Genomic DNA, 26,501 nt, shown 5'->3' with positions numbered 1-26,501 from the left:
CTCGACTCTTAGCTCCTTCACAGCTTAAGCACAACACTTTGATTGTTTATAACACACAAAAACGGCGGTAAATGGTGTCGTGAACGATATCAATTAATATCGTTCTATTTTTAATAAGCGTACACTGAACATCATAAGTATATTTACTTAATTAAACTTATATTACTATTAGATTAAGTGATTTTTTAACGCTTATATTTTTTATAACAAGCCAAAATAAACGATTACTGTCAAACTGTTCGTATAACATACAACGGATTGTAATAATCGTACCGATAACTACACTTTAATCTAAGTAATGTACTTGAAACTTAGCGTTACTAGCGCTACTCTAAACGAGGTGGTCTGACCTCTATTAAGGAATTAGCAATGACACTCATATTTACACTTGGTTTAATCGCACTGCTCAGCATTGCGCTTTACCACAGAGCGAGTTGGAACACAGCACTTGGTGTTTCTACCGCAACATTATTAATTGGTACCTTTGCTGGTGCTTTTGGTTTAATTAGCTGGGTGATCTTTTTAATCATCGCAGTGCCTCTTTCTGTTACTGGTATTCGCCAGCAATACATTATCAAACCTATTTTCACCATCTTTAAAAAAGTAACACCGAGCATGTCTGACACCGAAAAGTCAGCTATTGATGCCGGTACTACGTGGTGGGAAGCGGATTTATTTTGTGGTAATCCAGATTGGAAAAAGCTTCACCAGTATCCAGTTCCAAAACTTACTATTGAAGAGCAGGCATTTATCGACGGCCCTGTTGAAGTTGTATGTAGTATGCTTGATGATTGGGAAGCTACGCATGAGCTGACTGATTTACCTCAGGATGTATGGCAATATCTAAAAGATAACAAGTTCTTTGCCATGATCATTAAAAAGGAATACGGCGGCTTAGAATTCTCTGCATTTGCACAATCGTGTGTACTGCAAAAACTAACCAGTAAATCAACATTGCTTTCGTCAATTGTTGGTGTACCTAACTCGTTAGGTCCAGGTGAGCTATTACAGCACTATGGTACTGAAGACCAAAAAAATCATTACTTACCGCGTTTAGCAAGCGGTCAAGAAATTCCATGTTTTGCACTTACCTCGCCAGAGGCGGGTTCTGATGCAAGCTCAATTCCAGACTACGGTGTAGTCTGTAAAGGGCAATGGAATGGCGAAGAAGTAGTTGGTGTAAGCCTTACATGGAACAAACGTTACATAACACTTGCGCCTGTAGCTACGGTACTTGGTCTAGCATTTAAGTTACAAGATCCAGATGGATTATTAAGCGACGTTAAAGAGCCAGGTATTACCTGTGCACTTATCCCAACAGATACCCCTGGGGTAGAAATTGGTCGTCGTCACTTCCCGCTTAATGTGCCGTTCCAAAACGGCCCTACTCGCGGTAAAGATATTTTCGTCCCACTTGATTACATTATTGGCGGCCCAGAAATGGCTGGTCAAGGCTGGCGTATGCTAGTTGAATGTTTATCGGTTGGTCGTGCTATTACGTTGCCGTCAAATTCAGCCGGTGGCATTAAAATGATTGCAGTAGCAACCGGTGCTTATAGCCGTATTCGTCGTCAATTCCGCTTACCTATTGGTAAAATGGAAGGGGTTGAAGAATCAATGGCTAAACTTGCTGGTTATGCTTACAGCTCAGACGCTGCAGTAAGCATGTCTACTGGCGCAGTTGATTTAGGCGAAAAGCCATCAGTTGTGTCGGCGATTATTAAGTACCACCTTACCGAGCAAATGCGCGATTCAACCATTCATGCAATGGACGTGCTAGGCGGTAAAGGGATCATGCTTGGGCCAAATAACTATTTGGGTCGTGGCTATCAAGGTGCACCAATTGCCATTACCGTTGAAGGTGCAAACATCTTGACCCGTAATATGATTATTTATGGTCAAGGTGCAATTCGTTGTCATCCATTTGTACTTACCGAGCTAGGTGCGTGTGAAATTGAAGACCGCGAAGAAGCGCTTAACGTATTTGACAAAGCGCTAATGGGTCACATTGGCTTTACCATGTCTAACTTAGTACGTACTAAGTGGCTTGCGCTTACTGGCGCTCGCTTTACTAGCGTGCCATACAAAGACGAAACGGCAGAGTTTTACCGTATTGCGTCTCGCTTTAGTGCATCACTTGCACTTATGTCAGACATTAGCATGGCGGTATTTGGTGGTTCTCTTAAACGTAAAGAACGTATTTCAGCCCGTTTAGGCGACTTATTAAGTTACCTTTACTTAGTATCTGCAACGCTAAAACGTTACAACGACGAAGGCCGTAAAAAAGAAGATTTTGCATTGGTTCAATGGAGCTGTCAGGATCACCTTTACCACTGCCAGCGTGCACTTGCTGATTTAATCAATAATATGCCGTCGGCTCCACTACGTGGTGTTTTAAAAGTATTGTTATTCCCGTTTGGTCGTCCGGTTCGTAAACCTACCGACAAACTTGAGCACAAACTAGCGCAGTTGTTACAAGTTCCTAGCGAAACACGTAATCGTTTAGCAAGCTATGTATACCTTACAAACGAACCGCTTAACCTTGTAGGCCGTCAAGAGCAAACGCTTAAAGACGTTCTAGAAGTAGAGCCATTGTTTGAGCGTGTATGTAAGGAGAAAGGCGTAAAGCTGCCATTCTTCCAGCTTGATAAAGTGGCGCAAATGGGTTTAGAAGCGGGTATTTTAAGCCAAGCAGAAGCCGATAAGCTTGCTGCAGTTGAAAAAGATCGTCTAGACGTGATTAACGTTGATGACTTTGACCCTGCAGATTTACTTGCCGGCAAAGCAGCGCGTAATAGCAAAGCTAAAGCTAAAAAGGCAGATGCAGCTTAACTAATTTAGTAAAGCTAGCATTAACCCTGCTAAAATTAGCCAAACCAGCGCATAATGCGCTGGTTTTTTTTGCGCAAAGTAAACCTGTATTACACACCACATATTACCAATAAAAAATAATGCAATATGAATGTGACCAAAAATAACGCTATAACTTATCGTTGCTACTAAAAACAGCAATAGGCTAGGTAAAAACTGGCTAATATAAAAGGCAAGTTCTCGCTGGCATGTTTTAAAAAACAATCGATACTGCTCGTGAACTTTACCGCAATCAAATTGCAAAGAGCTACTAAAGAGCACAATAAAAGCCATGGTCAACACTACGAGTATAGGTACCAAATCAGCACGTTCGTTTATTAGTGCCGCTGATGCCATAAATATACATAAAAGTAGCGACACGCGCCAAACAAGTACCCAGCTATGGTTTAGTAAATAACAAAACCAAAAACCAAATATTGAACTTACTGCAATTCGCCCGTTAACATTAACCACGGGAACAAAAAGACTCAGCGTAAACAGTAAAGCAAAGCCTATATGATAGGTGAGCGGTTGCATATAAATAGGAACACACACTAATATCGTGCTAAATATAAAGCCATATATCAGTGCGCTGGGTTTGTATATGCACAAAACGCCCAAGCTAAATTGCAACAACATAAATACAACAAAGTGCGGTACTTTAACCCATTGTGATAGCGTTAAATCTAGCGCAATTAATACACTGGCTATTAACCAAGCATTGCTTAGCGTTAATAATTTAATATCAACTAAATATAACCACACTGATCGCGCAATAGTTTGCTGGAATAGCCGCTGCTGACTATTTTTAATTGCTGACTTCATTGCGCTGAACATCACACTTTGTAATAACAAATAAAATAAGGCCATTTGTGCACCGTATTGTGGTGCTGCGCTACTGTCTATAATTTTTCCGAGACCTAAAAAAAGTAGCAATATCAAACCCAACATCGATGAGCCTAACACCACTAAAAATAACAACCCAAAACTTTTCAGTTGTAATAATAATTGCTTAAGCTCTTGGTTATAAGCTAAATACCGGTAACCCATAAACACTCTATATTGAGCTAATGGGTGTTTACTTGGTGCAATATTCATAACGATATGCGCTCAAAGCCATGTTCAACAAACACAGTAGGTTCGTGACAAGTAATAATAATTTGCCCGTTTAGTTTATCTGCTAAGTAAGTGTCAAGTAAGGAAAGAAGATATTGGATGCTTGCCTGATCAAGGGCTGCGCTCGGCTCATCAAGTAATAGATAAGGTGCCTTGCGCATTAATGCTAAAATTAACTGGCACTTTTTTTGATTGCCTGAGGATAATGCATCAAAACGCGTATTAAGAAATTCGCCAAAATTAAAACCACTAACCATTGCATTAGGCCATGGGCAACCGAGTGTACTAACAGATAAATGTATAATTTGATTGGCAGTTAAAAAATCTGGTAAAGCAATACGATCAGTAGCAATAGCGACCTGTTTATCTAGTTCTTTAAGTGTTTCCCCTGCAAATAAAAATGTGCCACTTTGCGGCTTTTCAAGCCCCGCTAGCATCATAAGTAACGTGGTTTTGCCTTGGCCGTTAGGTGTATCAATACACACTTTTTGGCTGCTAAACACCTTATTGTAATCATGGTATACAACGTTGGCGGCAAACTGCTTATTTAAGCCAATCACTTCAATCATAAAATATCCTTTTTAGATCAGCTTTATATTATAAATAAACTTTTATAATAAACAAAACCCACCCCAACAGCTTTAAAAAACAATAACGATAAAGTAGCGTCATTTTCTAATAGCGACAAACCTTTTATAGCAAGTTGAAACAGCATCAGAAGCTCTGAAACCGTTTGTATCATCAACAGCGATTCACCCTAATAGTTCACTATAAAGATAAGCTTTTTACATCTGCGGCGTTATGACTTAGCCTAAGGACAATAAGAACTGTTTTAAAAGATAATTTGAATTTTGATAACACGTAAAGCTTTGAACTAAACTAAAAATTAAACTAGGTTTTTTTTAACTCAAGCCTATCAAGGCTGACTTGTTAATTGTGACTGATAGCTGATAGCTGATAGCTGATAGCTGATAGCTGATAGAAAATATATTAGCTGTTATTAATTAGGGAAGTATTTTTTAACTTGTTATTGAGGAAATAACAAGTGGCGGAGTGGACGGGACTCGAACCCGCGACCCCCGGCGTGACAGGCCGGTATTCTAACCAACTGAACTACCACTCCGCAGTGGTATGTGCATGGGGTAATGCACTTACTAATTTTGTTACGATATCAAATGGCGGAGTGGACGGGACTCGAACCCGCGACCCCCGGCGTGACAGGCCGGTATTCTAACCAACTGAACTACCACTCCGCAGAGATATCTTTTTACTTGTCATTACTTAATTTGTTGGCGGAGTGGACGGGACTCGAACCCGCGACCCCCGGCGTGACAGGCCGGTATTCTAACCAACTGAACTACCACTCCAGCATACAAATTTTGTAATATAACAGTGTTTAAATAGTTGGCGGAGTGGACGGGACTCGAACCCGCGACCCCCGGCGTGACAGGCCGGTATTCTAACCAACTGAACTACCACTCCAGCGCGTATTTAAACTGTTATTTTTTCTTATTGGCGGAGTGGACGGGACTCGAACCCGCGACCCCCGGCGTGACAGGCCGGTATTCTAACCAACTGAACTACCACTCCATAATAAGAATATGTTTTACAACCATATGTTGTGTAAGTGTTGGCGGAGTGGACGGGACTCGAACCCGCGACCCCCGGCGTGACAGGCCGGTATTCTAACCAACTGAACTACCACTCCAGCGCATACTTACAAATTGTCGAAAATTGGCGGAGTGGACGGGACTCGAACCCGCGACCCCCGGCGTGACAGGCCGGTATTCTAACCAACTGAACTACCACTCCGCATTTTCGTTTCTGTCTGAGTCTCCCCTGACAGCGGCGTGAATAATACGAACCAGCCCCTGCTTCGTCAAGGGCTTTTTTGTTTTTTTACAGGTTTTTTAGTCATCTGACATCGAAAGGTTTAAAATTCCACCTGATTTATCATTTTTTGAGCTACTTTCTGGTTCATCTGATTTTTGCTGTTCAGCTTTTTTTGACTCAACAGCTTTCTTTTTATTTAAAAAAGCTAAATTCAATTTAAGTTTTAATGGTTTGTTCTGCACAAAAACACGAATACATAACCAACCTATAAATAAAATGGCCAAATTTCCACCAACAATTAAACTAATCATTAATCCCGTGGCCATTACTTTTGGTTTTACAACTGGCACAGGAATAATTTCTGGTTCGCTAACACTGGCAACTGGAATTTCTGGAATCACTTCAATCGGTCTTTCTATTTCAAATAAATAGGTTGGCAATGTAGCCATAAACTCTCGGTCATTGATTGTTGAGCCAAAAACAGAGATTTCAATATTGTAGCGTCCCCAACCATAATCTTGTAAAGCCAGCTCTCTTGCTGTGGTGCTGTTGCTATCTAAGTAAAATACCTGCTCTTCGCCATTGGGGTAATAAATTTTACCTTGCATGATCACCGTTTCAGGTTTTAAAAGCTTATCATCAATATTGATGGTAATACGGTGATCTTCCCCCTCCTCAGTTGCTTCAATGGAGGTGAAGCTAAAAGGCGGCTCATGCACAACAATAGGTTCTTGAACCACCCGCCTCTCTAATACATCAGTGGTAATATAAAGCTCAGGGCGCCACTCGCCAGGTGTGAAATTTAAGGTAAACTCACCGGTAAAGACACCGTCTTTAGCGCTTTCATCGAACCCGTAGCCATCATCTTTGAATTCAGTTACTTGCTGTATGCCTGCACCAAAGTTTTCAAAGTTTTCATTATTGGTGCTCACAAAGCTTACATTAAGCGATACCGCATCTTTAAATAGGTTGGCGCGAATCGGCTCGCCATCATTTAAAATCTCACCAGTTACCTTTACAGTTTCACCCTGAAACAGAATTTTAGGCAGTGGGTCTACTTTTAGCGATAACTCACCAATAACAACAATGCGGCTTTCTGGCATTATTTGGCCAATAACTTGCCACGGCCCAGGCATGGGATTGCGAATAACCACTAAGTCATAATTTAATTCATCGTACCAATCAAGACTAGTGTTTCTCACCGCATTGGTTGCAAAGTATTTAGTACCATCGGGTCTTACTAAAATTACGGCAGGCGATCCTGGGCGTCTAAAAAATATTAATTTTATTTCATCAATTTTGTCATCAACACGAAAACGGTTATCCAGTAACGGGATTTCATTTTGTTTACCGCTGCCTTTTAACTCTTCAACTTGCTTTACACTGTGTGCATCGGGGTGGAAACACACGGCAATTAAAAGCAGTGAAACTACTAATAGCGTTTTCATAATAATGCCCTATTCAGCGCGCCATAAACAATGGCCGCCCTCCTTTTGTACAATGTCTAAACGCGTTTGATGTGCGCTTTGCTCTGCATCGTTAGCTGCTATAACTACCAAAGGTGCTCTGTCGCTACTTAGGCGTCTAATACCGCCTTTTTGATCTTCACTTGAGTCATCTTTGTTTTGATTTAGGTTTAGCTTTACTTGCCCCCCGGTCATTGCCAGGTAAACATCGGCTAAAATTTCAGAATCCAGTAAGGCGCCGTGTAACGTCCGCTTAGTGTTATCAACATCGTAGCGGCGACAAAGTGCATCTAGGTTGTTCTTTTGCCCTGGATGCAAGTCACGCGCCATTTTAAGGGTATCAAGCACACCACAAAAACTATGGGTGTTTTGATAGCCTTGATTTAATAACGCAAATTCATTATCCATATGGCCAATATCGAACGGCGCATTATGAATGACTAACTCAGCCCCTTTAATATAGTCAAAAAACTCTTGGGCAATATCACGATAAAGCGGTTTATCGCGTAAAAATTCATTAGTAATACCGTGAACATCGATTGCTTCTTCTTCAATGCTGCGCTGCGGATTAATGTAAACGTGAAAATTATTGCCGGTTAACCGGCGATTCATAAGCTCCACACAGCCGATCTCGATGATACGGTGCCCTTGTTTAGGGTCGATGCCGGTGGTTTCTGTATCTAAAACTATTTGTCTGCGTGCCATATCGAATTAAGCCTGACTCTGGTATCTTTCTATAATCACTTTATTGTACATAATATCAAGGTAAAACAGTGCAAAAAACCGTAGAGATTTACACCGATGGTTCGTGTTTAGGTAATCCAGGCCCCGGTGGTTATGGTATTTTTATGATTTATGAAGCCCATGAAAAAAAATTAAGCCAAGGTTATAAGCTTACAACCAACAACCGTATGGAAATGCTGGCAGCCATTGTGGCGCTAGAATCTCTTAATCGTGCCTGCCCTGTAACCCTGACTACCGATAGCCAATATGTTAAGCAGGGTATTGAGTCTTGGATCACCAATTGGAAAAAACGCGGTTGGCAAACCTCTGCTAAAAAACCGGTTAAAAATGTCGATTTATGGAAACGTCTCGACAAAGCCTGTGCCGAGCACAACGTTACCTGGAAATGGGTAAAAGGCCACAGTGGCCACAAATATAACGAAATTGTTGACGACCTTGCTCGTGATGCAGCCAGCAGCAACAATTTACTCGATGATGAAGGTTACCAACCGTAACCCTCTACATCATGCTATTTTTTATTTTGTTGATAATGCTGTTTTGAGGTTTGCCTAAGCCCTACCCCTTTTATTGGGGCAAATTGTGGGCGAGCATGCCACTTAGGTTTTATTGGCGTAAGTGGCGCAACACGCTTTCGTGCCACCAGCATATACACACTCCCCATAGGTTTTAAATATTGCTTGGTAAAGCTGCGCCAAAATGCGAACCGCGATAAGCGATTACCGCGTGCCAACGACGAATAAATAAAGCGCTCATCGGCCACAATTTCAAATCCAAGTAAATTTAGCCAATCTTTAACCCGTGCTGGTGTGAAAAATCGGCCTGTCCACGGTAATTTTTGACGGCTAAACGGCAGTAACTGCGCTAACCCACAAAAGCTAAACGGATTAAAACCCGTAATGGCGATATAACCGCCTGGAATAAGGGTTCGATGAGCCTCACGTAAAATATGATGTGGATCTGAGTGATATTCTAAACAATGGCTCATAATGCAAGCATCTATAGAGTGCTCATAAAAAGGCAGTTCGTCTATATCGGCAACCACCCCCGTGTATGGGCCAGGCTCTGCAACGCATACTTGATGCTTAATGGAGCTTTTGCTTGTATCTAGCTCAGCACTTAAATTACCTAATTTAAGCATATGATAGCCAAACATACGCGGTAACCACGGCGACAATTTGCGTTCTATATCACAACGTAAATAATCACCATGCGGAAACTGCTGCCAGGACAACGGTTTGGGACCTTCTTGAAAACTAAGGGCTGGTTTCATTATATAAGCTCGTTATAATATTAATTAAATACCACTTTATAGAGCAACGATACATGGTGCAAGTCAAAGCAATTAAAGCCTTTTCTGATAACTACATTTGGTGCTTAACCACCGAGCAGAATAACCAAGCGTGGGTGGTTGATCCTGGGCAATCAGCGCCAGTTTTAGAGCATTTAGCACAGCATAACTTAACCCTTGGCGGTATTTTAATTACCCATCATCATTATGATCATACCGATGGCGTAGCTCAATTAGTAAAGCAGTACCCTAACATCACAGTTTACGGCCCAAGTAATAGCCCATTTGAGGGAATAACAACGCCTTTAAATGAAGGTGATACAATTAGCGTTTTAAACATTCCATTTGAAATTATAGCCACCCCTGGGCACACCCTAGACCATATTTGTTATATTAATGATGCACTGGCCTTTACTGGCGACACCCTATTTAGTGGTGGTTGTGGGCGCTTATTTGAAGGCAGCCCAGAGCAAATGTGGCATTCATTTAATAAGTTGCGAGCATTGCCAAGTGATTGCAAAGTATATTGCACCCACGAATACACCCAAGCAAACTTGGCCTTTGCAAAAGCGGTTGAGCCACGAAACCCCGAATTACTCGCTTACAGCCAGAAAGTAGATGAATTGCGAAAAAATGATGAAATAAGCTTGCCAAGCACCATAGGCCAAGAGCTTAAAGTTAACCCTTTTATGCGTAGTAATTTGCCCGATATTACAAAGTCATTACCAAAAGAGTATTGTTTAGTTACAAAAAACAATGAACCTTGGGAAAACTTTGCTAGTCTGAGGATGTTCAAAGATAATTTTTAAGCCAGTAACAAAAATAATTAACTGTTCATTTTAAATAACAATAAGTTAACACTTTCTAATTATATTTGTTTGGATTTTTAACGATGACAAGTGGCAATGTTGGCTCATAATGAGTAGTATTCGCCGAGTTTTTTACCCTATGTATTGGTATTTATGAATAAATCTCCTCTTTTATTGGTTTTAGCGATGACGCTAAGCGGTTGTCAAACATTGACAACATTAGACACAGATTCACAAAATCAAGTTCAAAACCAACTTGAAGGCGCCAGCCCAAATGATATTAGCACTGCATTAATGATTAATGCGCAATATCAACAAGTAAATGATATTGAAGAAGAAGCCCCTGTGTTTGACGATGTTTGGGAGCGTATTCGTTACCAATTATCTATTGATATTCCACAAAATCGCCCAGTGGTCGCTGAGCGTAATTATTATGCACGTCATCAGGCATACCTAGATCGCATTTCTAAACGTGCTGAGCCGTATTTACATTTTATTGTTGAAGAAATTGAAAAGCGTGAAATGCCCATCGAAATTGCACTTTTACCCATTGTAGAAAGTGCGTTCGACCCTTATGGCTATTCGCACCGTACTGCATCGGGTATTTGGCAGTTTATGCCCGCAACCGGCGAGCGTTTCGATTTAAAACAAAACTGGTGGTATGACGGTCGTCGCGATATTGTGCAGTCTACTCGCGCTGCACTTGATTATCTCTCATACTTACACAAAACCCTTGAAGGTGATTGGCTGAACGCAATTGCCGCCTATAACTCAGGTGAAGGCCGCTTGCTGCGTGCGATAAAAAAGAATCGTAAAAAGCATTTGCCTACCGACTTTTGGTCACTAGATTTACCTCGTGAAACCACCGCCTACGTGCCTAAATTATTAGCTTTAGCTGATTTATTAAAACGTGCAGATGAGTTTAAAGTGTCGTGGAAGCCAATAATTAACGCACAAGTAGTCGAAGTGGTTAATATTGAGTCACAAATAGATTTAGCACTGGCTGCGGATATGGCCGATATGACCCTTACCGAACTATATCGATTAAATCCAGGGTTTAACCGCTGGGCAACCGATCCTGATGGCCCACACTTTTTATTACTTCCTACCGATAAAGTAGAGCAATTCACTGAAAAGCTTACCGCTACAGCGATTAAAAACCGTCTTCGTTGGCAGCAATATAAGGTTAAACGTGGCGATAGCTTGTCGGTGATTGCAGATAAATTTACCACTAGTATCAGCGCAATTAAGTCATTAAATAAGCTTAACTCAAACGTAATTCGTGTGGGTCAACAAATTTTAGTACCACTCACTGATGGTAAAATTAACAGTGAACATTTACCTCAGCAAGTACGTGCGGCCGCTAATAAAAGTTTACGCACTAAACTTTCTCATACGGTAAAAAGTGGCGATACCCTATGGGATATTAGCCGCGAATACGATGTAACGATGAGTGAATTAGCTAAGTGGAATAAGCTGAAAAAAAATGCAGTACTGCGTTTAAATCAAAAATTGGTAGTTTATAAGTCAGCTAGCCAGCCTAAAGAGTCGACGAGTAATACTAATCGTACTATTACCTACAAAGTGCGCCGAGGCGATTCTTTAGCGCGTATAGCGTCTAAGTTTAATTTAACGGTAAGCGATATTATTAAATGGAATAACCTTGCCGGACAAAAATATTTGCAGCCAGGACAAAAGCTTAAATTAAAAGTAGATGTAAGAAGTAGCTGATCCCTACTGTAATAAACTGTTAAATAAAAAAGAGCGCATGCGCTCTTTTTTTGTGCCTGCTATAAACCTTAGCTTACAATGCTTAAAGGCTTTGCTGTTTGCCATGCACCACGAGTAAAGTCGGGAATATCAATTGAACGGCTACGCTCACTCACAGACTGGGCTGATAATGGTGAAATAACCGACCACGCTGCGCCATCGTAAACGTCCTGATCCAGCGGTTCGCCATTTCTTAGGCAATAAATCATTCGCCAAAACATTAAAAAGTCCATGCCCCCGTGGCCGCCATTGCGCTGTGCTTCTTCACCCATTTTAATCCATAGGGGATGGTCGTACTGCTCATACCATGCGCTCATATCATAATCCCACTCATGAAAGCTTGTTGATCCGCCATTTTCAAGCGCAATACGATTAGGGAAACCGGCAAACACCCCATTCGTCCCTTGGATTAAATTATGTCGAGAGTATGGCCGAGGGGTTGTTGTATCGTGCTGTACCATAATACTGCGCCCCTTGAGAGTTTTAATCAGTGTCGTGTTCATATCACCGGCAATATAATTAAGCTGATTTCGGGAATGATCCGCTGCAAATTCACGTTGTGCATAGGCACTTCTACCCAGCGAAGGTGAGCTCATTGAGGTTAAAAAATCAAACCTATCGCCACGGTTTATATTCATATATTGCGATACAGGGCCTAATCCATGGGTCGGGTATAAGTTACCATCACGTTTTGCATGCCATTGCGTTCGCCATGAGCCTGTTTTGTGCTCAAGCTCTTTCATTTGCCAACGAAGCTCATGAATATAGGCCGCTTCGCCATGTAACAGCTCCCCAAATACACCTTGGCGCACCATGTTTAATACCATTAACTCGTCGCGACCGTAATTCACATTTTCCATCATCATGCAATTTTTTTGAGTACGTTCGGCGGTATCTACAATCTGCCACATTTCGTCAACAGTCAGTGCCAAGGGCACTTCAACAAAAGCATGTTTTGCGCTGTTCATAGTATCGATAGCCATAGGTGCATGCCATGCCCAAGGAGTAGAAATAATGACTATATCTATGTCTTGTCGTTCAAGCATTTGTTGATAGGCCCGCTCAGTGCCAGTATATAACGCCGGCTTAGCTATCCCTTTATCAACTAAATAATTGGCAGCTCGCTCTAGCACCTCAGTGTGCGTGTCACAAATAGCGACTATTTGCGCACCTTCAATATGGCTCATGCGCTTTACATGTCCATAACCGCGCTGACCCACACCAATAAAGCCCACTCTAACCACATCCATTTTAGGCGCGACTAAACCAATAACGCTGCGCCCTTGCTGTTTTGGTGCGCTTGCATTAGCACTTCCACTTGATGCACAACCACTCACTACACCTGCAGCTGCGGCAACACTGGCTGCTTTTAAAAAGTCTCGACGATTAAATTGCTTCATTGCTTTATCCCTTTTGTTATTGTTTTAACTTACCTAAAGGCGATGAACGGGTAAATAGGTGAAGAGGTAAGCGACATAAAAATAAGGTTAAAAGAGATAAAAATTCGCATTTAACGGTTACTTGGGGTTATAGTCGAAAAAATTATTATTTTAAGTAGTTATGTCTTATATAAAAATCACTGCACTTTTTTTAGCTAGTGCACTAACGGGTTGCTCTGAGCCTACAACGCCAGCTTCATCTCTTGAAAACAGCTCAGGCGTTAGTTTAAACAATCTTAAGCAGCATATTAAAACCTTAGCATCAGATGACTTTGAAGGACGCGGCCCACTTACCTTAGGTGAAGTTAAAACCGTTGGTTATTTAAGTGAGCAATACCAAGCTATGGGGTTGTCTGGCGCGTATCAAGGGAAATATTTACAGCCAGTTAAAATGGCCATGCTAACTGCAGATCAAAAAATGCAATTAACTATGGGAGAGCTTAGCTTTACTGCAGGTAAAGACTTCACCGCCCGTACAAAGCAGTTACAGCCGATTATTGATGTACGCAATAGCGATATTGTGTTTGTTGGCTATGGGATTAACGCGCCAGAATATAACTGGAATGACTATGCCAATGTTGATGTAACCGATAAAACCGTTATTGTGCTGGTGAACGATCCGGGCTTTGCCACCCAAGACGATACACTATTTACAGGCAATGCCATGACCTACTATGGCCGCTGGACTTATAAATATGAAGAAGCCGCGCGCCAAGGTGCAAAAGCGGTATTTATTGTTCATGAAACAGCCCCAGCCGCATACCCTTGGGGCGTGGTTGAAAGCTCAAACACGGGCACCAAGTATAGCTTGATGGACAACAACCTTAATGCATCTGAACTGCCAGTTATGGGCTGGTTAACACTTAATGCGGCTGAACAAGTATTCGCATCGGCAAACTTAAATTATCAACAATTAAAGCAACACGCATTAAGTAAGCAATTTCAAGCCAAGGAATTGAACTTAAAGGCGAACCTTGCATTTAAAAATGAAGTGTCACACGCTAAATCACATAATGTGGTTGCACAAATTACAGGCAGTGAAACCCCTGACGAATACGTTATTATTAGTGCCCATTGGGACCATTTTGGTACTAAACAAACCGACAGTGGACCTAAAATTTATAATGGCGCAGTCGATAATGCTTCAGGCACTGCAGCAACGCTTGAAATTGCTCGCATTATGAGCAAGATGCATCAGCAAAAGCCGTTTAAGCGCTCAATCCTGTTTGCTAACTTTACCGCCGAAGAAACAGGTCTAATCGGCTCAGAAGAATTTGCCAATGGGAATATGATTGCCACTAAAAAAATGGTCGGATTATTAAATATCGATGGTATGAACGTGCTCGATGAAACCGATTATATTTTGCAATACGGTAGCAACTTATCCGAAATGGAGCATTACTTAGCAAGCGCGGCTAAAGCACAAGGACGCGTGGTAAAAATGGATCCTCGCCCACAAAATGGATTGTTTTTTAGATCAGATCATTTCTCACTCGCTAAACAAGGCGTGCCAAGTTTACTGTTTATGAGCTTAGGTGATACCGACCCTGACTACATCAGTCATAAATACCATAAAGAAGCCGACGACTATTCAGATACATGGTCACTAGCTGGTGCAAAACAAGATATCGAGCTGGTTATAGATATAGCCAGTCAACTTGCCAATAATGGCGACTGGCCTAAGTGGATAAATGAATCTGATTTTAAAACCAAACGTTTAGAAGATAAGTAAATAAAAAAGCAGCCGAGAAATTATTCGGCTGCTTTTATCTGTATCGTTAAAGATTGTGCGTGTTTGTTACTGAACTTTGGCAAATTCTTGCTTAGATAATTCGCCATTCCCGTCAATATCTAAGTCATCAAATAATTTAGCTAGTTGCGAATTAGTTTGTGCTTCAGGCTGGCTAATAACGCCGTCGCCATCAGTATCGAAAGAATCAAAGTCAACCGCAGCAAAAGCGGCAGAAGACGAAGCAAGTGCAATTAAAGCAAGCGTTTTAGTAAATGTTTTCATAATAAATCCTTAGCTTAATAAAAAAGTGGGTAAGAAATCCTTTTCAAAGATCCTTAGGGAATTAGAAAGTTAGTATGCTGAAAATTCGTCTTTAGAAAGTTCACCATTGCCATCACCATCCAGCTCTGCAAACTGCTCCATAAGTTCGGCCGCAACCGAGGCTTCAGCTTGGCTAATTGCGCCACTACCATCTACATCAAGAGTCTCAAAGTCTGTGCTGGCAAATACTGCTGATGAAGAAGCAAGTGCCATAAGTACAAGAGTTGACTGTAATTTTTTCATAATATTAATCCTTCAAAGTATGCAATGTTTGGGTATAAATTAATTAACTCAACGCTACAACCGTACATCCTAGTTATTCTCTTTCATAGGCTCCCTTGCCTATTTAGGTTGTCTTTGGCAACTCAGAATATGTAATAGCGTTGAGCATTGGCCTTTTAAGCCTTAGAAAATTCTGCTTTAGAAAGCTCGCCGTTTTTATCCGTATCAAGCTCAGTAAACTTACTCATAAGTGAAGCGTCTACTGATGCTTCAGCTTGGCTTATTGCGCCATTACCATCCACATCCATTGTGTCAAAATCTGTTGCAGCAAACGCCACAGATGAAGAAGCAAGTGCCATTAATACCAGTGTTGATTTAAATGTTGTCATAACGTAATTCCTTCATTGGGTTGTAAGGTTAAGCGTTAAGCTTAATCACTTTTTGCTAAATACAGCTTAGGTATTACAACTTCGATGCCATGTTTAATTTTTTATTTATAAACAATAAGTTAAAAATAAAAATGTGATTTTTACTTAAAAATGCCCAACATTTTGTTGCTCTTTTGCAACAGCTACTTTTAACTAAAAAAATACCCATTAAAATTCAACAACTTAAATCATCTAAAAAAGACACATCTATCTCTAATTAAACTCAAAACAACAAGACTGAGCCGCTATAGGAATAAATCGCCACTGAACAAATTAACAACGCGAAATTAAACAGGTTAAATTAAATAGATAACAAATTGAAAATAAACAACTTAAATTGATTTGTAGAAAAATATAAATTATTTTTTTTAACCGGGAGAGAAAAAGCAGGATTTGTCGCCGTATGGCGAATAAATACTAAAAGTAAGGAATGAGTCTCGTGCGGGATACTAATTTGATATCACTCATACCCACTTATTTGGGCATGAGTATATGGGGTCACTTCCAGCCTTGGCGCCATCTTTGTTCGTCTTTTAAGTCGCGCCACTGAATAGGATATTGATTTTTTGACATCACCGCTTCAGTGATACATTCAATCACATTAGCGTCTTCATCAAATTCTACCTCAACAATAATAAAGTGCTTTTCTTTATTAATAGCTGGGATGGCAGTCCATTTACTATTTAGCAGTTTTTTAGGGTTTAATTTATTCATACTACACCTTTTATGTCTTCTGCTTGAGAATACGCATCAGGGATACGTTTAGTTTTATTAAAAAACCAAAAACTTCCCTTTAAACATTTGTATTTAGCAATGAAAAGCATATTCTCCAACATCAAGCGAAAGTAATTCAATAGCCGCATTTTCACCTATACTTGGCGTTTCACAAGTTTGAGCGGGGAACTGTTTCAGCGCAAGGAGAACTGTCTTGTCAATTAAAGCTCAGGGTCAGAGTCCTGTTCGCTGCTACCTTAATATACGCTGGATAATAATACACCCCGTTACCCACAGTAATGGCTATTTGATTGCTATGACTGTTTACTTCGGCTCATACAACCAAAACCAATAAATAATAGCGACAATAAGTAAAACGCCTAATAAATTAATTAATAACATAATTAAATCCCCTATAAATAAAGTTACGAGTTACTGGCTTTAAAATAACGTAACCGGTTTGCATTAGTGACTACAGTAAGCGATGATAAAGCCATTGCCGCGCCAGCTACGACTGGGTTTAGTAGTAAACCAAAAAACGGATACAACAGCCCTGCAGCAATCGGAATACCCGCAATGTTATAAACAAACGCCCCAAACAAATTTTGTTTAATATTAGTTATGGTTGCGCCACTAATTGCAATGGCATCTGCAAGACCATGAAGTGAGCCTCGCATCAGCGTTATATCCGCACTTTCAATAGCTACATCTGTGCCAGTGCCAATGGCAAATCCAACATCGGCTTGTGCCAATGCTGGCGCATCATTTATACCATCACCAGTCATGCCTACAATTTCACCTTGAGATTGACGCTTAGTCACTTCACTGGCTTTATCATCTGGCATTACTTGCGCTATAAAGTCTGTAATACCGACTTTGCTGGCAACGGCTTTAGCGGTCGCTTGGTTATCGCCTGTCAGCATAACCACCTGCATACCTTTATTTTGTAAGCGTTTAATGGCCTCAGCTGAATCTTCTTTTATTGGGTCAGCAACTGCGATTATGGCATGTAATTGATTGCCAATAGCAAAGTACATCGGCGTTTTAGCAGCGCTAGCAAGCTGCTCGGCTTGAGGTATTGCCTCTGCAATATCTATATTGTGGCTTTTCATCAGTGCCTGATTGCCAAAAAATAGGCTTTGCTCATTAATGGTACCGATCACACCTTGTCCAGTGATAGCATTAAAATTACTGACTTTTTCAAGGGTGATATTTTGGTTTTTAGCATAATTAACAATGGCTTCGGCTAATGGATGCTCAGAACTACTTTCAAGGCTAGCTGCTAACTTTAGCACCTCGGTACTGTCGCTTTGGTTGAACGTAACCACATCGGTCACGGTTGGCTTACCAGCGGTTATAGTGCCTGTTTTATCTAAGATCATGGTGGTGATTTTAGCTGTTGTTTGTAGCGCTTCACCGTTACGAATAAGTATACCCGACTGAGCAGCTTTACCTATGCCGACCATAATTGACATCGGTGTAGCTAAACCAAGTGCACACGGGCAAGCAATAATTAAAACTGTGGTTATTGCAACAACCGCATAAGCAATACTCGGCTGTGGGCCAAAATTAAGCCATGCTAAGCCTGCTAGCACCGCAATAATCATCACTGTGGGTACAAATATGCCTGAAATAACATCAGCTAAGCGTCCAATTGAGGGTTTAGAGTTTTGTGCACGTTTAACCATATTAATAATATTCGCTAAGGTGGTTTCGCTGCCTATATGGGTTGCTTTAAACAACAAAGTACCACTTTTATTAATACTGCCAGCAACAACCTTGTCACCCTCATCCTTATTAACCGGCATCGGTTCACCAGTGAGCATTGATTCATCTAGTGTACTGCTGCCTTCAATAACATCTCCATCGACTGAAATTTTCTCTCCAGGGCGGACACGAATCAAGTCACCTTTAATAACTTGGCTTATAGCTACATCTTGCTCTTGGTTATCTCGGATCACCCGTGCCGTTTTAGGTTGTAAACCAATTAAGCGTTTAATCGCCTCAGAGGTACGCCCTCGCGCCTTTACTTCAAAAGCTAAGCCAAGACTAATTAAGCCTATGATCATTGCTGAGGCTTCAAAATAAACGTGCCTAGCCACCTCTGGTAATAGACTTGGCATGCTCACCACCACCATTGAATATAGCCAGGCTGTTCCCGTACCAAGCGCAATCAAGGTATCCATATTAGCCGTATGATTTTTAAATGACTGCCATGCGCCAGTATAAAATTGCTTACCCGACACAATCATTACGACTAACGTCATCATTCCAACAATAAACCAGCCAATACGCTGGGCATTGCTAGTGACACTCATATCAAAGATTAATCCATAAAGCATTAATGGCGCACCCAAACCCAATGCCAATAGCATATTGCGCATAAGTTTTTTGTAGTGCGCGTTATCAGCTTCGGCTTTTTCATCTAGGGCGTCTTGTTGAGAATCACTGTTCATAGGTTTAGCTTGATAGCCAATATCAGCGACAGCGTGCATTAGCTGCTCAGCCTTAGCCGAACCTTCTACTTGCACAGTTCGATCGGCAAAGTTCATTTCAACGCGCTGCGCACCCTCTACATTTTTCAGTGCTTTCTCTATTTTAGCCACGCAACTGCCACAATTTGCGCCTTCAATCATAAAGTTTTGCGTGGTGGGTTGATTACTCATAACGCTTCCTTAGTATTTTTAACTTCAGAGATTGGATCAACAAAGGTCTCTATTAAGCTACATATATCTGCACTTACAGCCCCATCAGGCGATTTATCCCACTGTTTAACCGCTGCTTGCATTCGCGTGCGTAATTTAAGTGTTTCTTGAAAGTGCTGCTCTGTTTCCTCTAGTCGCTTTGCTATTAATTGTCGTGTGAGCGGACAAGGGCACTGCCCTTGCTCCGACTGTGCAATAATTTGTTGAATATCTTTTATTGAGAAACCGAGTTGACGCGCACTAATAATAAACTTTAAACGTTGCTGATCGGCTGCGGTATACACTTGATAACCATTGCGCTCACCACGAATAGGATTAAGCAGCTTTATTCGCGTGTAATGACGAACTGTGTCTTGGGTCACGCCCATAGTATTGGCTAATTGCTTTACGTACATCATTAAACCTCTGGCTGGCTATGTAATGACAACATAATAAACCTATGTGTAACACATAGGTCAACAATTAATTAAGCATATGGCTGGGAGTGTGGAAGAAAGTTAAGATAAGAGCAGCCACCATAAGTGACTGCTAAATTTGAGAGTTACTGTAGTCCTTAGTTTGTTTTGCTTCGAGATTGCTTAAGTGCTTCACCAAGCTCACCCGCAATTGCTTGAATTTCAGGCATAGCGTCTTGTACTAAGGCTTGTGACATTTGCATTGATTCTTGCATTACTTGTGGCATTTTCTTCAAAATAGCCTGCCCTGACTCTGTCTTATAAAAAGCTAACATGTCGCTAATTTCTTGTTTAGTAAATTGTTTATCGTAGAGGTTAATCATCATCGGCTGCATTTTTTGCCAGCTCATTTTTGTTTTTAATACCTCGGTCATATCAGCATAATATTTGTCGAAAATTGCTTTCTCATCTGGCTTTACGCCCATTTGCACTGACATATTTTGCATCATGCCCTCAACTTGCGCATACATAGAGTCAACCATGGCATCCATGTTCATCACCTCTACCAGCTCATCAATTTTTTGCTGTTTGGCAGTTTGCGCTGCAAGGTTAGTTGAAAAAATTAAAAGTGAAAGCAGTATTACCTTACCCATATTAATATCCTTTTTGTATTTGAATTAGCGTCATAATCACATGTTCAACAAGTGTTGTAAATGGGGACAACCAAAAAACGAAAAAGCCGAATAACAGGTGTTTATTCGGCTTTTAATCGTTTATTCCCAGAGCTAATCTTTTTCGATATTATCGAGCCCTTTCGTTCCCTCTTTAGCTTTAAGCTTATGATGAATAGCGGTTTTAATCAGCATATAGCCACTAATAGGTGCAGTGATTAATAGAAATATAGTGATTAATATTTCTTTTACACTTAAGCCACTGACTGAATTAGCAAAAAATACCATAGCAGCGGTAAGTATACTCGCCATACCTAAAGTGGTGGCTTTTGTTGGCCCATGTAAACGCATAAAAAAATCAGGTAATTTAATTAAACCAATTGAGCCAATTAAAATAAATAACCCGCCTAACAGCAGCAATATTGATACGATCCATTCACTTATCATTTTAATACCTTACTCAATTATGTCGCCACGAAGTAAATACTTACATACAGCTACCGTACTTATAAACCCAAGCATGGCAATAAGTAAGGCTGCTTCAAAGTACAGCCCCGTGCCCATACTAATGCTATATAAAATAATCAAGGCAATCACGTTAATGTACATAGTATCGAGCGCTAAAATACGATCCGGTACTGATGGGCCAATAATAAGTCGCCATAGATTAAGTAATAACGACAATCCAACCATTGAAAAAACAATCAGTAATACTGTATCTAACATTGAAATATCTCCTTTAGGGGAGCTTCGTAACGTGCTTTTATTTGTTTAATAAGCGCTTGCTCATCATCTAAATCTAACACGTGAATTAATAAATAACGCTGTACCGGTTCATCGTCTTCATTAAGCGATTTAATCAGCGGGTAAACCTCGGCACTTACCGTACCCGGCGTTAAAGACACGCAGCTTGCTAAAATAGTAATTGGCATTTCATGCATTAAATCTATAGGCACTTTAACAAAGCCTGGACGCAGATTTTTTGAAGGGCCCAGTATTAATAATGCCACTTGCAAATTAGCCACTATAATATCGTAAAGTACGATTAGTAATTGCTTAAGTGCTAGCCCCGGCTTTAATATCAGCGGTTGCGGGTCTCTAAACGACATACTAAATAACGGTATTAGCAACGCGAGTAGCGCCCCTAATATAATATGCCCTACCGACACACTGTTATTTAACAAGAGCCATACTATAAATAAAAATAAACTACGAAACGGCGTAGGTAACCAACCAAAACGAGCTTGTAAGCGCATTACATACCTCCCTTGAGTACCGCATTAATACCACCACTAATATCGTGAAGCTGTGTTGCCGCCTCGAGGGCGTACTGTGTTGCCACGTCACCAAAAATAACCAGTAGTATTGAGCTTGCCAATAAACCAACTAACACGGTCACTTGTAGCGGGTGGGCATTGGCAACATCGCTAGCATCACCTGTTTTGTCTTTACGTTCCCAAAACAAACTAGTACCCGCACGTGATATAGCCACAATTAGCGCTAAGCTCATAATTAAGTAAACAGGCCAAAATACCAGTGCTTGCTCGCTATTTAAGGTCGTTTTTAAAATCCAAATTTTGCCAACAAAGCCCGAAAAAGGTGGCATACCAATAACGGTTAAACCGGCAATAATAAAACACGCACCTAATAAAAATGGTTGCTTTACTGCACGCCCGCCGACTAATCGATCACCAGCTTTACCTCGTTGTGTTGCAATTAAATCAGCAAGTAAAAATAGCGCCGCAGTCACTAACGTTGAATGCACTAAATAGTAAAGCAACGCAGCGGTGGCATTTATGTTTTGGAGTGCGACTAATGCCACCAACGTCCCTACAGAAACCAGTACTAAATTAGCGGTAAGCTTACGTAAATCTTGTGCGGCTAACACCCCTATTGCGCCAATCACTATGGTGGCAATAGCCAGCGCCCATAACCAAGACTGCGCCATATGCTCAAGTTCGCCAGCTTGTTCACCAAAAATAACCGTGTATACACGTAAGGTTGCGTAAACACCAACTTTAGTCATAATCGCAAATAATGCAGCAACCACAGGTGTGGCACTTGAGTAGGCGTTTGGTAACCATAAATGCAATGGTAATAACGCACTTTTAAGTGCAAACACCACCAATAGCAGTAAACCACCTGCCTTCGCTAAATAAACGTCATCACCAGTTAGTTGCGGTACTTTATTGGCCATATCAGCAATATTTAAGGTGCCTAATACACCGTATAAAATACCTAAACCAATTAAAAATACGCTTGAACCAACTAAATTTAAAATAACGTAATGCAGAGCCGCGCGCGTTTTGGGTTTACCGCCACCGTGCATTAACAGCGCATAAGAGGCAATTAATAACACTTCAAAAAATACGAAGACGTTAAATAAATCCCCTGTTAAAAATGCACCATTTACCCCTAATATTAAAAAATGGATTAAAGGGTGAAAAAAGCTACCTTGTTCATCATCACCAGCACAGCCATATAAAGCCACGCCAACCCCCAAAAAGGCGGTTAAAGTGACTAACAAGGTCGAGAGCATATCTGCAACCAGTACAATACCAAATGGTGCAGACCAGTTACCTATTGCATAAACAATAATACCGTTATCTTTAACCTGAACCAGCAGTAATACTGTGACTGCAAAGGTTAAAATAGCCATTAAACTAGACATAAATCGGCGTGCAAATAAGCTTTTGCCACACGGTGGGAGCAACAAAATAATTGCCGCTAACATTGGCAGTAAAATAGGCAAAGATGCTAAATGCTGAATCATTTTCTCTCCTTGCGTTTATTTTTAGTTAGGGTGCCATCAACATGGTCGTTGCCTAAATCTGCTCGGCCACGAATAGATAAAATAACCACAAACGCAGTCATCGCAAAGCCAATTACAATGGCTGTTAACACTAAGGCTTGTGGTAGCGGGTCAGCGTAATCAGCGCCAGTCCCTAGTACCACGGCTTTATTAATTGTTAAGCGCCCTGATGAGAATAAAAACAAATTAACCGCGTAAGAAATCATTGTCAGCCCCAGTACCACTGGGAATGTACGCGCTCTTAGCAATAAAAACACGCCACAGGTGACTAACACGCCAACGCAAGATGCGTATAACAGTTCCATTAAATATTTACCTCTTCTTTCTCTGCGTTCGCGGTCATATTACCTAAGCTCGCAAGGATCATCAGCGTAGCGCCAACAACAGTTAAGTACACGCCCAAGTCAAATACAATGGCGCTGGCAAGCTCTGTTTTACCAACAAACGGAATATCAAAGTAATCAAACCAGGTAGTTAAAAATGGCTTGTCAAAGAACCAACTTCCCACACCTGTAAACATGGCAATAGCAATACCTGATGCAATAATTTTTCGATAGTTAACATCAAAGCGTTCATTTATCCACGCAGTACCATGCGCCATATATTGTAAAATAAAGGCAATAGAAGTTACGAGGCCTGCTATAAAGCCTCCTCCAGGTAAGTTATGACCGCGTAGGAAAATATAAGCAGACACTAATAGCGCTAATGGCAGTAAGCTTTGAGAAATACAAGCCAATAAAATAGGATGGCGATCTTTAGACCATGGACGCCCTTCACTATCGCTCGCTGGCATATAAAGTGGAATTCTTGATAACAGTTTAAATATGCCCAGTGCGGCAATACCTAGTACAGTAATTTCACCTAAAGTATCAAAGCCCCTAAAATCAACCAAAATAACGTTAACTACATTAGTGCCACCACCGCCTGTTTTGGCGTTAGCAATAAAGAACTCAGAAATTGAATCAAGCGGACGAGTCAGTAAGGCGTAACAAATACTAGCAATTATGATCCCCACGGTAGAGGAAATAACCACATCACGTAAAATACGCAATGAGCTTGACTCTCTTGGCGTGCTTTGAGGTAAGAAAAACAGTGCCAACATTAATAGTATAATAGTGGCTACTTCTACAGTAAGTTGCGTTAAGGCCAAGTCAGGCGCTGAAAAACGGGTAAACGCCACCGACACCATTAACCCCACAATCGACAGCATTAATAACGACACCATTCGAATTCGATGCCAAATAACGGTAGCAATTGCACCTATTATGAGTAGTCCTGCACCAATTGCGTTTTGAATATCAACCGGTGTATTAGGCACGCTACCGGCTAGCTGCTTCATTTCAAATAATGGCCAACCAGAGGCAAGTAATACAACGCCTAACATTATAAATACATAACGTTGTAATGAGCCATTTTCTGTTGATTGGATTTTGTTTTGACACCAATTGACCACTACCGCTAAAAAACGCTCGAAGATTTTTTTAGCGTTAAAAGGAGGTAACGACGCTTGGAACTGGAACAAGTACTTACGATTAACGTAAATAAATAAACCACCAATTACCGCCATACCACTCATAAGTAGAGGTAAGTTGAAACCATGCCAAATAGTCAATTTATACTCAGGCATTGCTTCACCAAGTACGGCTAGTGAAGCGGCCGATAAAATACCATCAACGGCAAAGTGTGGAAAAATACCCACTAAAATACACAGTACCACTAAGATTTCTATAGGCACACGCATATAACGCGGTGCTTCATGAGGGGTACGTGGTAAATCAATGGGCTCACCATTAAAGAACACGTCATGAATAAAGCGTGATGAGTACGCCACCGACAACGCACCCGCTACAGTTGCCAGCACCGGGATTAGCCACGACATTGAGCCAAGTACCTGCTGATGCAGTGTCTCAGCAAAGAACATCTCTTTTGATAAGAAACCATTTAACAACGGTACACCTGCCATAGCGGCAGCAGCCACCATCGCCAAGGTGGCCGTATAAGGTAAGTAGCGCCACATGCCATTGAGTTTACGCATATCACGAGTACCGGTTTCATGGTCAATAATGCCGGTTGCCATAAATAACGACGCTTTAAACGTCGCGTGGTTAATAATATGAAAAATAGCGGCAACGGTCGCAAGCTGTGTATCTAGGCCTAGTAATAATGTAATTAAACCCAAATGACTAATCGTTGAATAGGCTAACAAGCCTTTTAAATCATGTTTGAATAACGCGATATAAGCGCCAAATAATAATGTGGTTAAACCGGTCAAACCAACTAATAAAAACCAGGTATCGGTACCCGCCAATGCGGGGTAAAAACGCGCAAGTAAAAAGATACCTGCTTTTACCATAGTGGCAGAGTGTAAATACGCACTAACCGGCGTAGGTGCAGCCATGGCATGCGGTAACCAAAAATGAAACGGAAATTGTGCAGATTTAGTAAAAGCACCTAATAATACTAGTACTAATGCCAATTCATATAAGTCGTGAGATTGAATAATCGCTTTGCTAGCTAAAATGGTGTCTAAGTCGTAGCTTCCAACAATATCGCCTAACAACATTAAGCCACCGAGTAAGGCTAAACCACCGGCGCCAGTTACCGCTAATGCCATGCGCGCCCCCTTGCGCGCCTCTGATTTGTGCCACCAATAACTGATTAACAAAAACGAGCTAATACTGGTTAGCTCCCAAAATACCCATAACTGAATCACATTGTTTGACATAACAATGCCCAGCATGGCGGTCATAAATAACATTAAGTAGCTAAATAGTTTTGGCAATGAATCATTTTGACTTAGGTAATAACGGGCATACAAAATTACTAGTAACCCTATTCCTAGAATCATAAATAAAAACAGTAAACTCAATCCATCCAAGCGCAAGGAAATATCTAACCCTAAGGCTGGTATCCACTGTGCGCTAAAACGAATGGTTTCCCCCGCAAGAACCGCGGGCGCATGATAAAGTGTAATTGCAAGCGCGGCTAACGGCGCAATAGCCGTTAGGCTCGTTGCCTGATTTCGAGAAAGTTTGCCGGTGCATGCAGAAATAACACTGCCGAATAAGGATAACAGGGGTATCCAGAGCAAAGTCATAATGAAGGGCCTTTTTGAATCATAAAGTTTATCAATTCGCTACTTGTTATTATTAAATACCAAAGTGACTTGGGTATACGTTTTATGTC

At 41.0% G+C, this 26,501-nt stretch carries 24 protein-coding genes and 7 tRNA genes; 5 read left to right on the top strand and 26 right to left on the bottom strand.

Annotated features, from left to right (window positions below):
* Positions 1–369: 369 nt before the first annotated feature.
* On the top strand, positions 370–2,832 hold the full coding sequence (fadE, locus tag FLM54_RS05480; protein WP_178955619.1) for an acyl-CoA dehydrogenase FadE: 2,463 nt from the start codon (positions 370–372) through the stop codon (positions 2,830–2,832).
* Here fadE and FLM54_RS05475 read toward each other — a convergent pair whose 3' ends face one another.
* The 11 genes from FLM54_RS05475 to dnaQ form a co-directional block, all read right to left on the bottom strand.
* Positions 2,833–3,948 (bottom strand): DUF6136 family protein, encoded by a 1,116-nt coding sequence (locus tag FLM54_RS05475; protein ID WP_178955617.1) that lies wholly within the window; start codon positions 3,946–3,948, stop codon positions 2,833–2,835.
* The gene (locus FLM54_RS05470) at positions 3,945–4,535 is read right to left on the bottom strand and encodes an ATP-binding cassette domain-containing protein (RefSeq protein WP_178955615.1); all 591 of its coding nucleotides are present in this window, start codon (positions 4,533–4,535) and stop codon (positions 3,945–3,947) included. Before FLM54_RS05470 ends, FLM54_RS05475 begins: the two co-directional genes overlap by 4 nt.
* Before the next feature lie 477 nt (positions 4,536–5,012).
* Positions 5,013–5,089, bottom strand: a tRNA-Asp gene (locus FLM54_RS05465).
* A gap of 53 nt (positions 5,090–5,142) precedes the next feature.
* A tRNA-Asp gene (locus FLM54_RS05460) sits at positions 5,143–5,219 on the bottom strand.
* Between the two features lie 37 nt (positions 5,220–5,256).
* Positions 5,257–5,333 (bottom strand) — tRNA-Asp (locus tag FLM54_RS05455).
* Positions 5,334–5,371: 38 nt separating this feature from the next.
* Positions 5,372–5,448: transfer RNA gene (locus tag FLM54_RS05450), tRNA-Asp, on the bottom strand.
* Positions 5,449–5,479: 31 nt separating this feature from the next.
* A tRNA-Asp gene (locus FLM54_RS05445) sits at positions 5,480–5,556 on the bottom strand.
* 41 nt (positions 5,557–5,597) lie between these two features.
* Positions 5,598–5,674 (bottom strand) — tRNA-Asp (locus FLM54_RS05440).
* A gap of 27 nt (positions 5,675–5,701) precedes the next feature.
* Positions 5,702–5,778: transfer RNA gene (locus FLM54_RS05435), tRNA-Asp, on the bottom strand.
* Between the two features lie 98 nt (positions 5,779–5,876).
* Complete coding sequence (locus FLM54_RS05430) at positions 5,877–7,247, bottom strand: TIGR03503 family protein (protein ID WP_178955613.1); 1,371 nt, start codon at positions 7,245–7,247, stop codon at positions 5,877–5,879.
* Positions 7,248–7,256: 9 nt separating this feature from the next.
* Positions 7,257–7,970, bottom strand: coding sequence for a DNA polymerase III subunit epsilon (gene dnaQ / locus FLM54_RS05425; RefSeq protein WP_010391424.1), 714 nt, complete (start codon positions 7,968–7,970; stop codon positions 7,257–7,259).
* A 68-nt stretch (positions 7,971–8,038) separates the two neighbouring features.
* Here dnaQ and rnhA point away from each other — a divergent pair, with 68 nt between their 5' ends.
* On the top strand, positions 8,039–8,503 hold the full coding sequence (gene rnhA / locus FLM54_RS05420) for a ribonuclease HI (RefSeq protein ID WP_138606194.1): 465 nt from the start codon (positions 8,039–8,041) through the stop codon (positions 8,501–8,503).
* Between the two features lie 14 nt (positions 8,504–8,517).
* Here rnhA and FLM54_RS05415 read toward each other — a convergent pair whose 3' ends face one another.
* Positions 8,518–9,279 carry a class I SAM-dependent methyltransferase gene (locus tag FLM54_RS05415; RefSeq protein WP_138606196.1) on the bottom strand — a complete coding sequence of 254 codons (762 nt, stop codon included), beginning with the start codon at positions 9,277–9,279 and terminating at the stop codon, positions 8,518–8,520.
* A 53-nt stretch (positions 9,280–9,332) separates the two neighbouring features.
* Here FLM54_RS05415 and gloB point away from each other — a divergent pair, with 53 nt between their 5' ends.
* Both gloB and FLM54_RS05405 read left to right on the top strand, forming a co-directional pair.
* Complete coding sequence (gene gloB, locus FLM54_RS05410; protein ID WP_178955611.1) at positions 9,333–10,106, top strand: hydroxyacylglutathione hydrolase; 774 nt, start codon at positions 9,333–9,335, stop codon at positions 10,104–10,106.
* 153 nt (positions 10,107–10,259) lie between these two features.
* Positions 10,260–11,837, top strand: a complete 1,578-nt coding sequence (locus FLM54_RS05405) for a LysM peptidoglycan-binding domain-containing protein (RefSeq protein ID WP_178955609.1) — start codon at positions 10,260–10,262, stop codon at positions 11,835–11,837.
* A 68-nt stretch (positions 11,838–11,905) separates the two neighbouring features.
* On the opposite strand, the gene FLM54_RS05400 is transcribed toward FLM54_RS05405, so the two are convergent.
* The gene (locus FLM54_RS05400; RefSeq protein ID WP_178955607.1) at positions 11,906–13,276 is read right to left on the bottom strand and encodes a Gfo/Idh/MocA family protein; all 1,371 of its coding nucleotides are present in this window, start codon (positions 13,274–13,276) and stop codon (positions 11,906–11,908) included.
* 160 nt (positions 13,277–13,436) lie between these two features.
* On the opposite strand from FLM54_RS05400, the gene FLM54_RS05395 reads away from it, so the two are divergent.
* The gene (locus tag FLM54_RS05395) at positions 13,437–15,047 is read left to right on the top strand and encodes a M28 family metallopeptidase (RefSeq protein WP_178955606.1); all 1,611 of its coding nucleotides are present in this window, start codon (positions 13,437–13,439) and stop codon (positions 15,045–15,047) included.
* Between the two features lie 66 nt (positions 15,048–15,113).
* Here the strand turns inward: FLM54_RS05395 and FLM54_RS05390 are convergent, their stop codons facing one another.
* The 13 genes from FLM54_RS05390 to FLM54_RS05330 all read right to left on the bottom strand — a co-directional run bounded on the left by FLM54_RS05390 (position 15,114) and on the right by FLM54_RS05330 (position 26,412).
* On the bottom strand, positions 15,114–15,329 hold the full coding sequence (locus FLM54_RS05390) for an EF-hand domain-containing protein (protein ID WP_178955604.1): 216 nt from the start codon (positions 15,327–15,329) through the stop codon (positions 15,114–15,116).
* A gap of 69 nt (positions 15,330–15,398) precedes the next feature.
* Positions 15,399–15,611: a calmodulin gene (locus tag FLM54_RS05385; RefSeq protein ID WP_178955602.1), complete on the bottom strand. Its 213-nt coding sequence runs from the start codon at positions 15,609–15,611 to the stop codon at positions 15,399–15,401.
* Between the two features lie 155 nt (positions 15,612–15,766).
* The gene (locus FLM54_RS05380) at positions 15,767–15,979 is read right to left on the bottom strand and encodes a calmodulin (RefSeq protein ID WP_178955600.1); all 213 of its coding nucleotides are present in this window, start codon (positions 15,977–15,979) and stop codon (positions 15,767–15,769) included.
* Positions 15,980–16,516: 537 nt separating this feature from the next.
* Positions 16,517–16,732: a TIGR02450 family Trp-rich protein gene (locus FLM54_RS05375; RefSeq protein ID WP_010391412.1), complete on the bottom strand. Its 216-nt coding sequence runs from the start codon at positions 16,730–16,732 to the stop codon at positions 16,517–16,519.
* 425 nt (positions 16,733–17,157) lie between these two features.
* Positions 17,158–19,398: a heavy metal translocating P-type ATPase gene (locus FLM54_RS05370; protein WP_178955598.1), complete on the bottom strand. Its 2,241-nt coding sequence runs from the start codon at positions 19,396–19,398 to the stop codon at positions 17,158–17,160.
* Entirely contained in the window at positions 19,395–19,832 is a 438-nt protein-coding gene (locus tag FLM54_RS05365) for a MerR family transcriptional regulator (protein WP_138596719.1), read from the bottom strand. Before FLM54_RS05365 ends, FLM54_RS05370 begins: the two co-directional genes overlap by 4 nt.
* 158 nt (positions 19,833–19,990) lie before the next feature.
* The gene (locus FLM54_RS05360; RefSeq protein WP_178955596.1) at positions 19,991–20,485 is read right to left on the bottom strand and encodes a DUF2059 domain-containing protein; all 495 of its coding nucleotides are present in this window, start codon (positions 20,483–20,485) and stop codon (positions 19,991–19,993) included.
* Positions 20,486–20,617: 132 nt separating this feature from the next.
* Complete coding sequence (locus FLM54_RS05355; protein ID WP_008114566.1) at positions 20,618–20,950, bottom strand: Na+/H+ antiporter subunit G; 333 nt, start codon at positions 20,948–20,950, stop codon at positions 20,618–20,620.
* A gap of 9 nt (positions 20,951–20,959) precedes the next feature.
* Positions 20,960–21,229, bottom strand: coding sequence for a K+/H+ antiporter subunit F (locus FLM54_RS05350; protein WP_008114565.1), 270 nt, complete (start codon positions 21,227–21,229; stop codon positions 20,960–20,962).
* Positions 21,223–21,759 carry a Na+/H+ antiporter subunit E gene (locus tag FLM54_RS05345; RefSeq protein WP_054202162.1) on the bottom strand — a complete coding sequence of 179 codons (537 nt, stop codon included), beginning with the start codon at positions 21,757–21,759 and terminating at the stop codon, positions 21,223–21,225. Before FLM54_RS05345 ends, FLM54_RS05350 begins: the two co-directional genes overlap by 7 nt.
* Positions 21,759–23,276, bottom strand: a complete 1,518-nt coding sequence (locus tag FLM54_RS05340) for a monovalent cation/H+ antiporter subunit D (RefSeq protein WP_178955594.1) — start codon at positions 23,274–23,276, stop codon at positions 21,759–21,761. Before FLM54_RS05340 ends, FLM54_RS05345 begins: the two co-directional genes overlap by 1 nt.
* A complete protein-coding gene (locus FLM54_RS05335) occupies positions 23,273–23,620 on the bottom strand; it encodes a Na+/H+ antiporter subunit C (RefSeq protein WP_054202160.1) in 348 nt (115 codons plus the stop codon). The genes FLM54_RS05340 and FLM54_RS05335 overlap by 4 nt, the downstream gene beginning before the upstream one ends.
* A complete protein-coding gene (locus FLM54_RS05330) occupies positions 23,620–26,412 on the bottom strand; it encodes a monovalent cation/H+ antiporter subunit A (RefSeq protein ID WP_138606207.1) in 2,793 nt (930 codons plus the stop codon). Before FLM54_RS05330 ends, FLM54_RS05335 begins: the two co-directional genes overlap by 1 nt.
* Positions 26,413–26,501 lie beyond the last annotated feature (89 nt).

The sequence above is a fragment of the Pseudoalteromonas sp. Scap25 genome (assembly GCF_013394125.1).
In the GTDB taxonomy this organism is placed as follows: Bacteria; Pseudomonadota; Gammaproteobacteria; order Enterobacterales; family Alteromonadaceae; genus Pseudoalteromonas.
This window is presented reverse-complemented; position numbering and strand designations above follow the sequence as displayed.

Coding starts and splice junctions, on each gene's coding strand:
- fadE (WP_178955619.1), top strand. CDS start 370: ATGACACTCATATTTACACTTGGTTTAATCGCACTGCTCAGCATTGCG.
- FLM54_RS05475 (WP_178955617.1), bottom strand. CDS start 3,948: ATGAATATTGCACCAAGTAAACACCCATTAGCTCAATATAGAGTGTTT.
- FLM54_RS05470 (WP_178955615.1), bottom strand. CDS start 4,535: ATGATTGAAGTGATTGGCTTAAATAAGCAGTTTGCCGCCAACGTTGTA.
- FLM54_RS05430 (WP_178955613.1), bottom strand. CDS start 7,247: ATGAAAACGCTATTAGTAGTTTCACTGCTTTTAATTGCCGTGTGTTTC.
- dnaQ (WP_010391424.1), bottom strand. CDS start 7,970: ATGGCACGCAGACAAATAGTTTTAGATACAGAAACCACCGGCATCGAC.
- FLM54_RS05415 (WP_138606196.1), bottom strand. CDS start 9,279: ATGAAACCAGCCCTTAGTTTTCAAGAAGGTCCCAAACCGTTGTCCTGG.
- gloB (WP_178955611.1), top strand. CDS start 9,333: ATGGTGCAAGTCAAAGCAATTAAAGCCTTTTCTGATAACTACATTTGG.
- FLM54_RS05405 (WP_178955609.1), top strand. CDS start 10,260: ATGAATAAATCTCCTCTTTTATTGGTTTTAGCGATGACGCTAAGCGGT.
- FLM54_RS05400 (WP_178955607.1), bottom strand. CDS start 13,276: ATGAAGCAATTTAATCGTCGAGACTTTTTAAAAGCAGCCAGTGTTGCC.
- FLM54_RS05395 (WP_178955606.1), top strand. CDS start 13,437: ATGTCTTATATAAAAATCACTGCACTTTTTTTAGCTAGTGCACTAACG.
- FLM54_RS05390 (WP_178955604.1), bottom strand. CDS start 15,329: ATGAAAACATTTACTAAAACGCTTGCTTTAATTGCACTTGCTTCGTCT.
- FLM54_RS05385 (WP_178955602.1), bottom strand. CDS start 15,611: ATGAAAAAATTACAGTCAACTCTTGTACTTATGGCACTTGCTTCTTCA.
- FLM54_RS05380 (WP_178955600.1), bottom strand. CDS start 15,979: ATGACAACATTTAAATCAACACTGGTATTAATGGCACTTGCTTCTTCA.
- FLM54_RS05375 (WP_010391412.1), bottom strand. CDS start 16,732: ATGAATAAATTAAACCCTAAAAAACTGCTAAATAGTAAATGGACTGCC.
- FLM54_RS05370 (WP_178955598.1), bottom strand. CDS start 19,398: ATGAGTAATCAACCCACCACGCAAAACTTTATGATTGAAGGCGCAAAT.
- FLM54_RS05365 (WP_138596719.1), bottom strand. CDS start 19,832: ATGTACGTAAAGCAATTAGCCAATACTATGGGCGTGACCCAAGACACA.
- FLM54_RS05360 (WP_178955596.1), bottom strand. CDS start 20,485: ATGGGTAAGGTAATACTGCTTTCACTTTTAATTTTTTCAACTAACCTT.
- FLM54_RS05355 (WP_008114566.1), bottom strand. CDS start 20,950: ATGATAAGTGAATGGATCGTATCAATATTGCTGCTGTTAGGCGGGTTA.
- FLM54_RS05350 (WP_008114565.1), bottom strand. CDS start 21,229: ATGTTAGATACAGTATTACTGATTGTTTTTTCAATGGTTGGATTGTCG.
- FLM54_RS05345 (WP_054202162.1), bottom strand. CDS start 21,759: ATGCGCTTACAAGCTCGTTTTGGTTGGTTACCTACGCCGTTTCGTAGT.
- FLM54_RS05340 (WP_178955594.1), bottom strand. CDS start 23,276: ATGATTCAGCATTTAGCATCTTTGCCTATTTTACTGCCAATGTTAGCG.
- FLM54_RS05335 (WP_054202160.1), bottom strand. CDS start 23,620: ATGGAACTGTTATACGCATCTTGCGTTGGCGTGTTAGTCACCTGTGGC.
- FLM54_RS05330 (WP_138606207.1), bottom strand. CDS start 26,412: ATGACTTTGCTCTGGATACCCCTGTTATCCTTATTCGGCAGTGTTATT.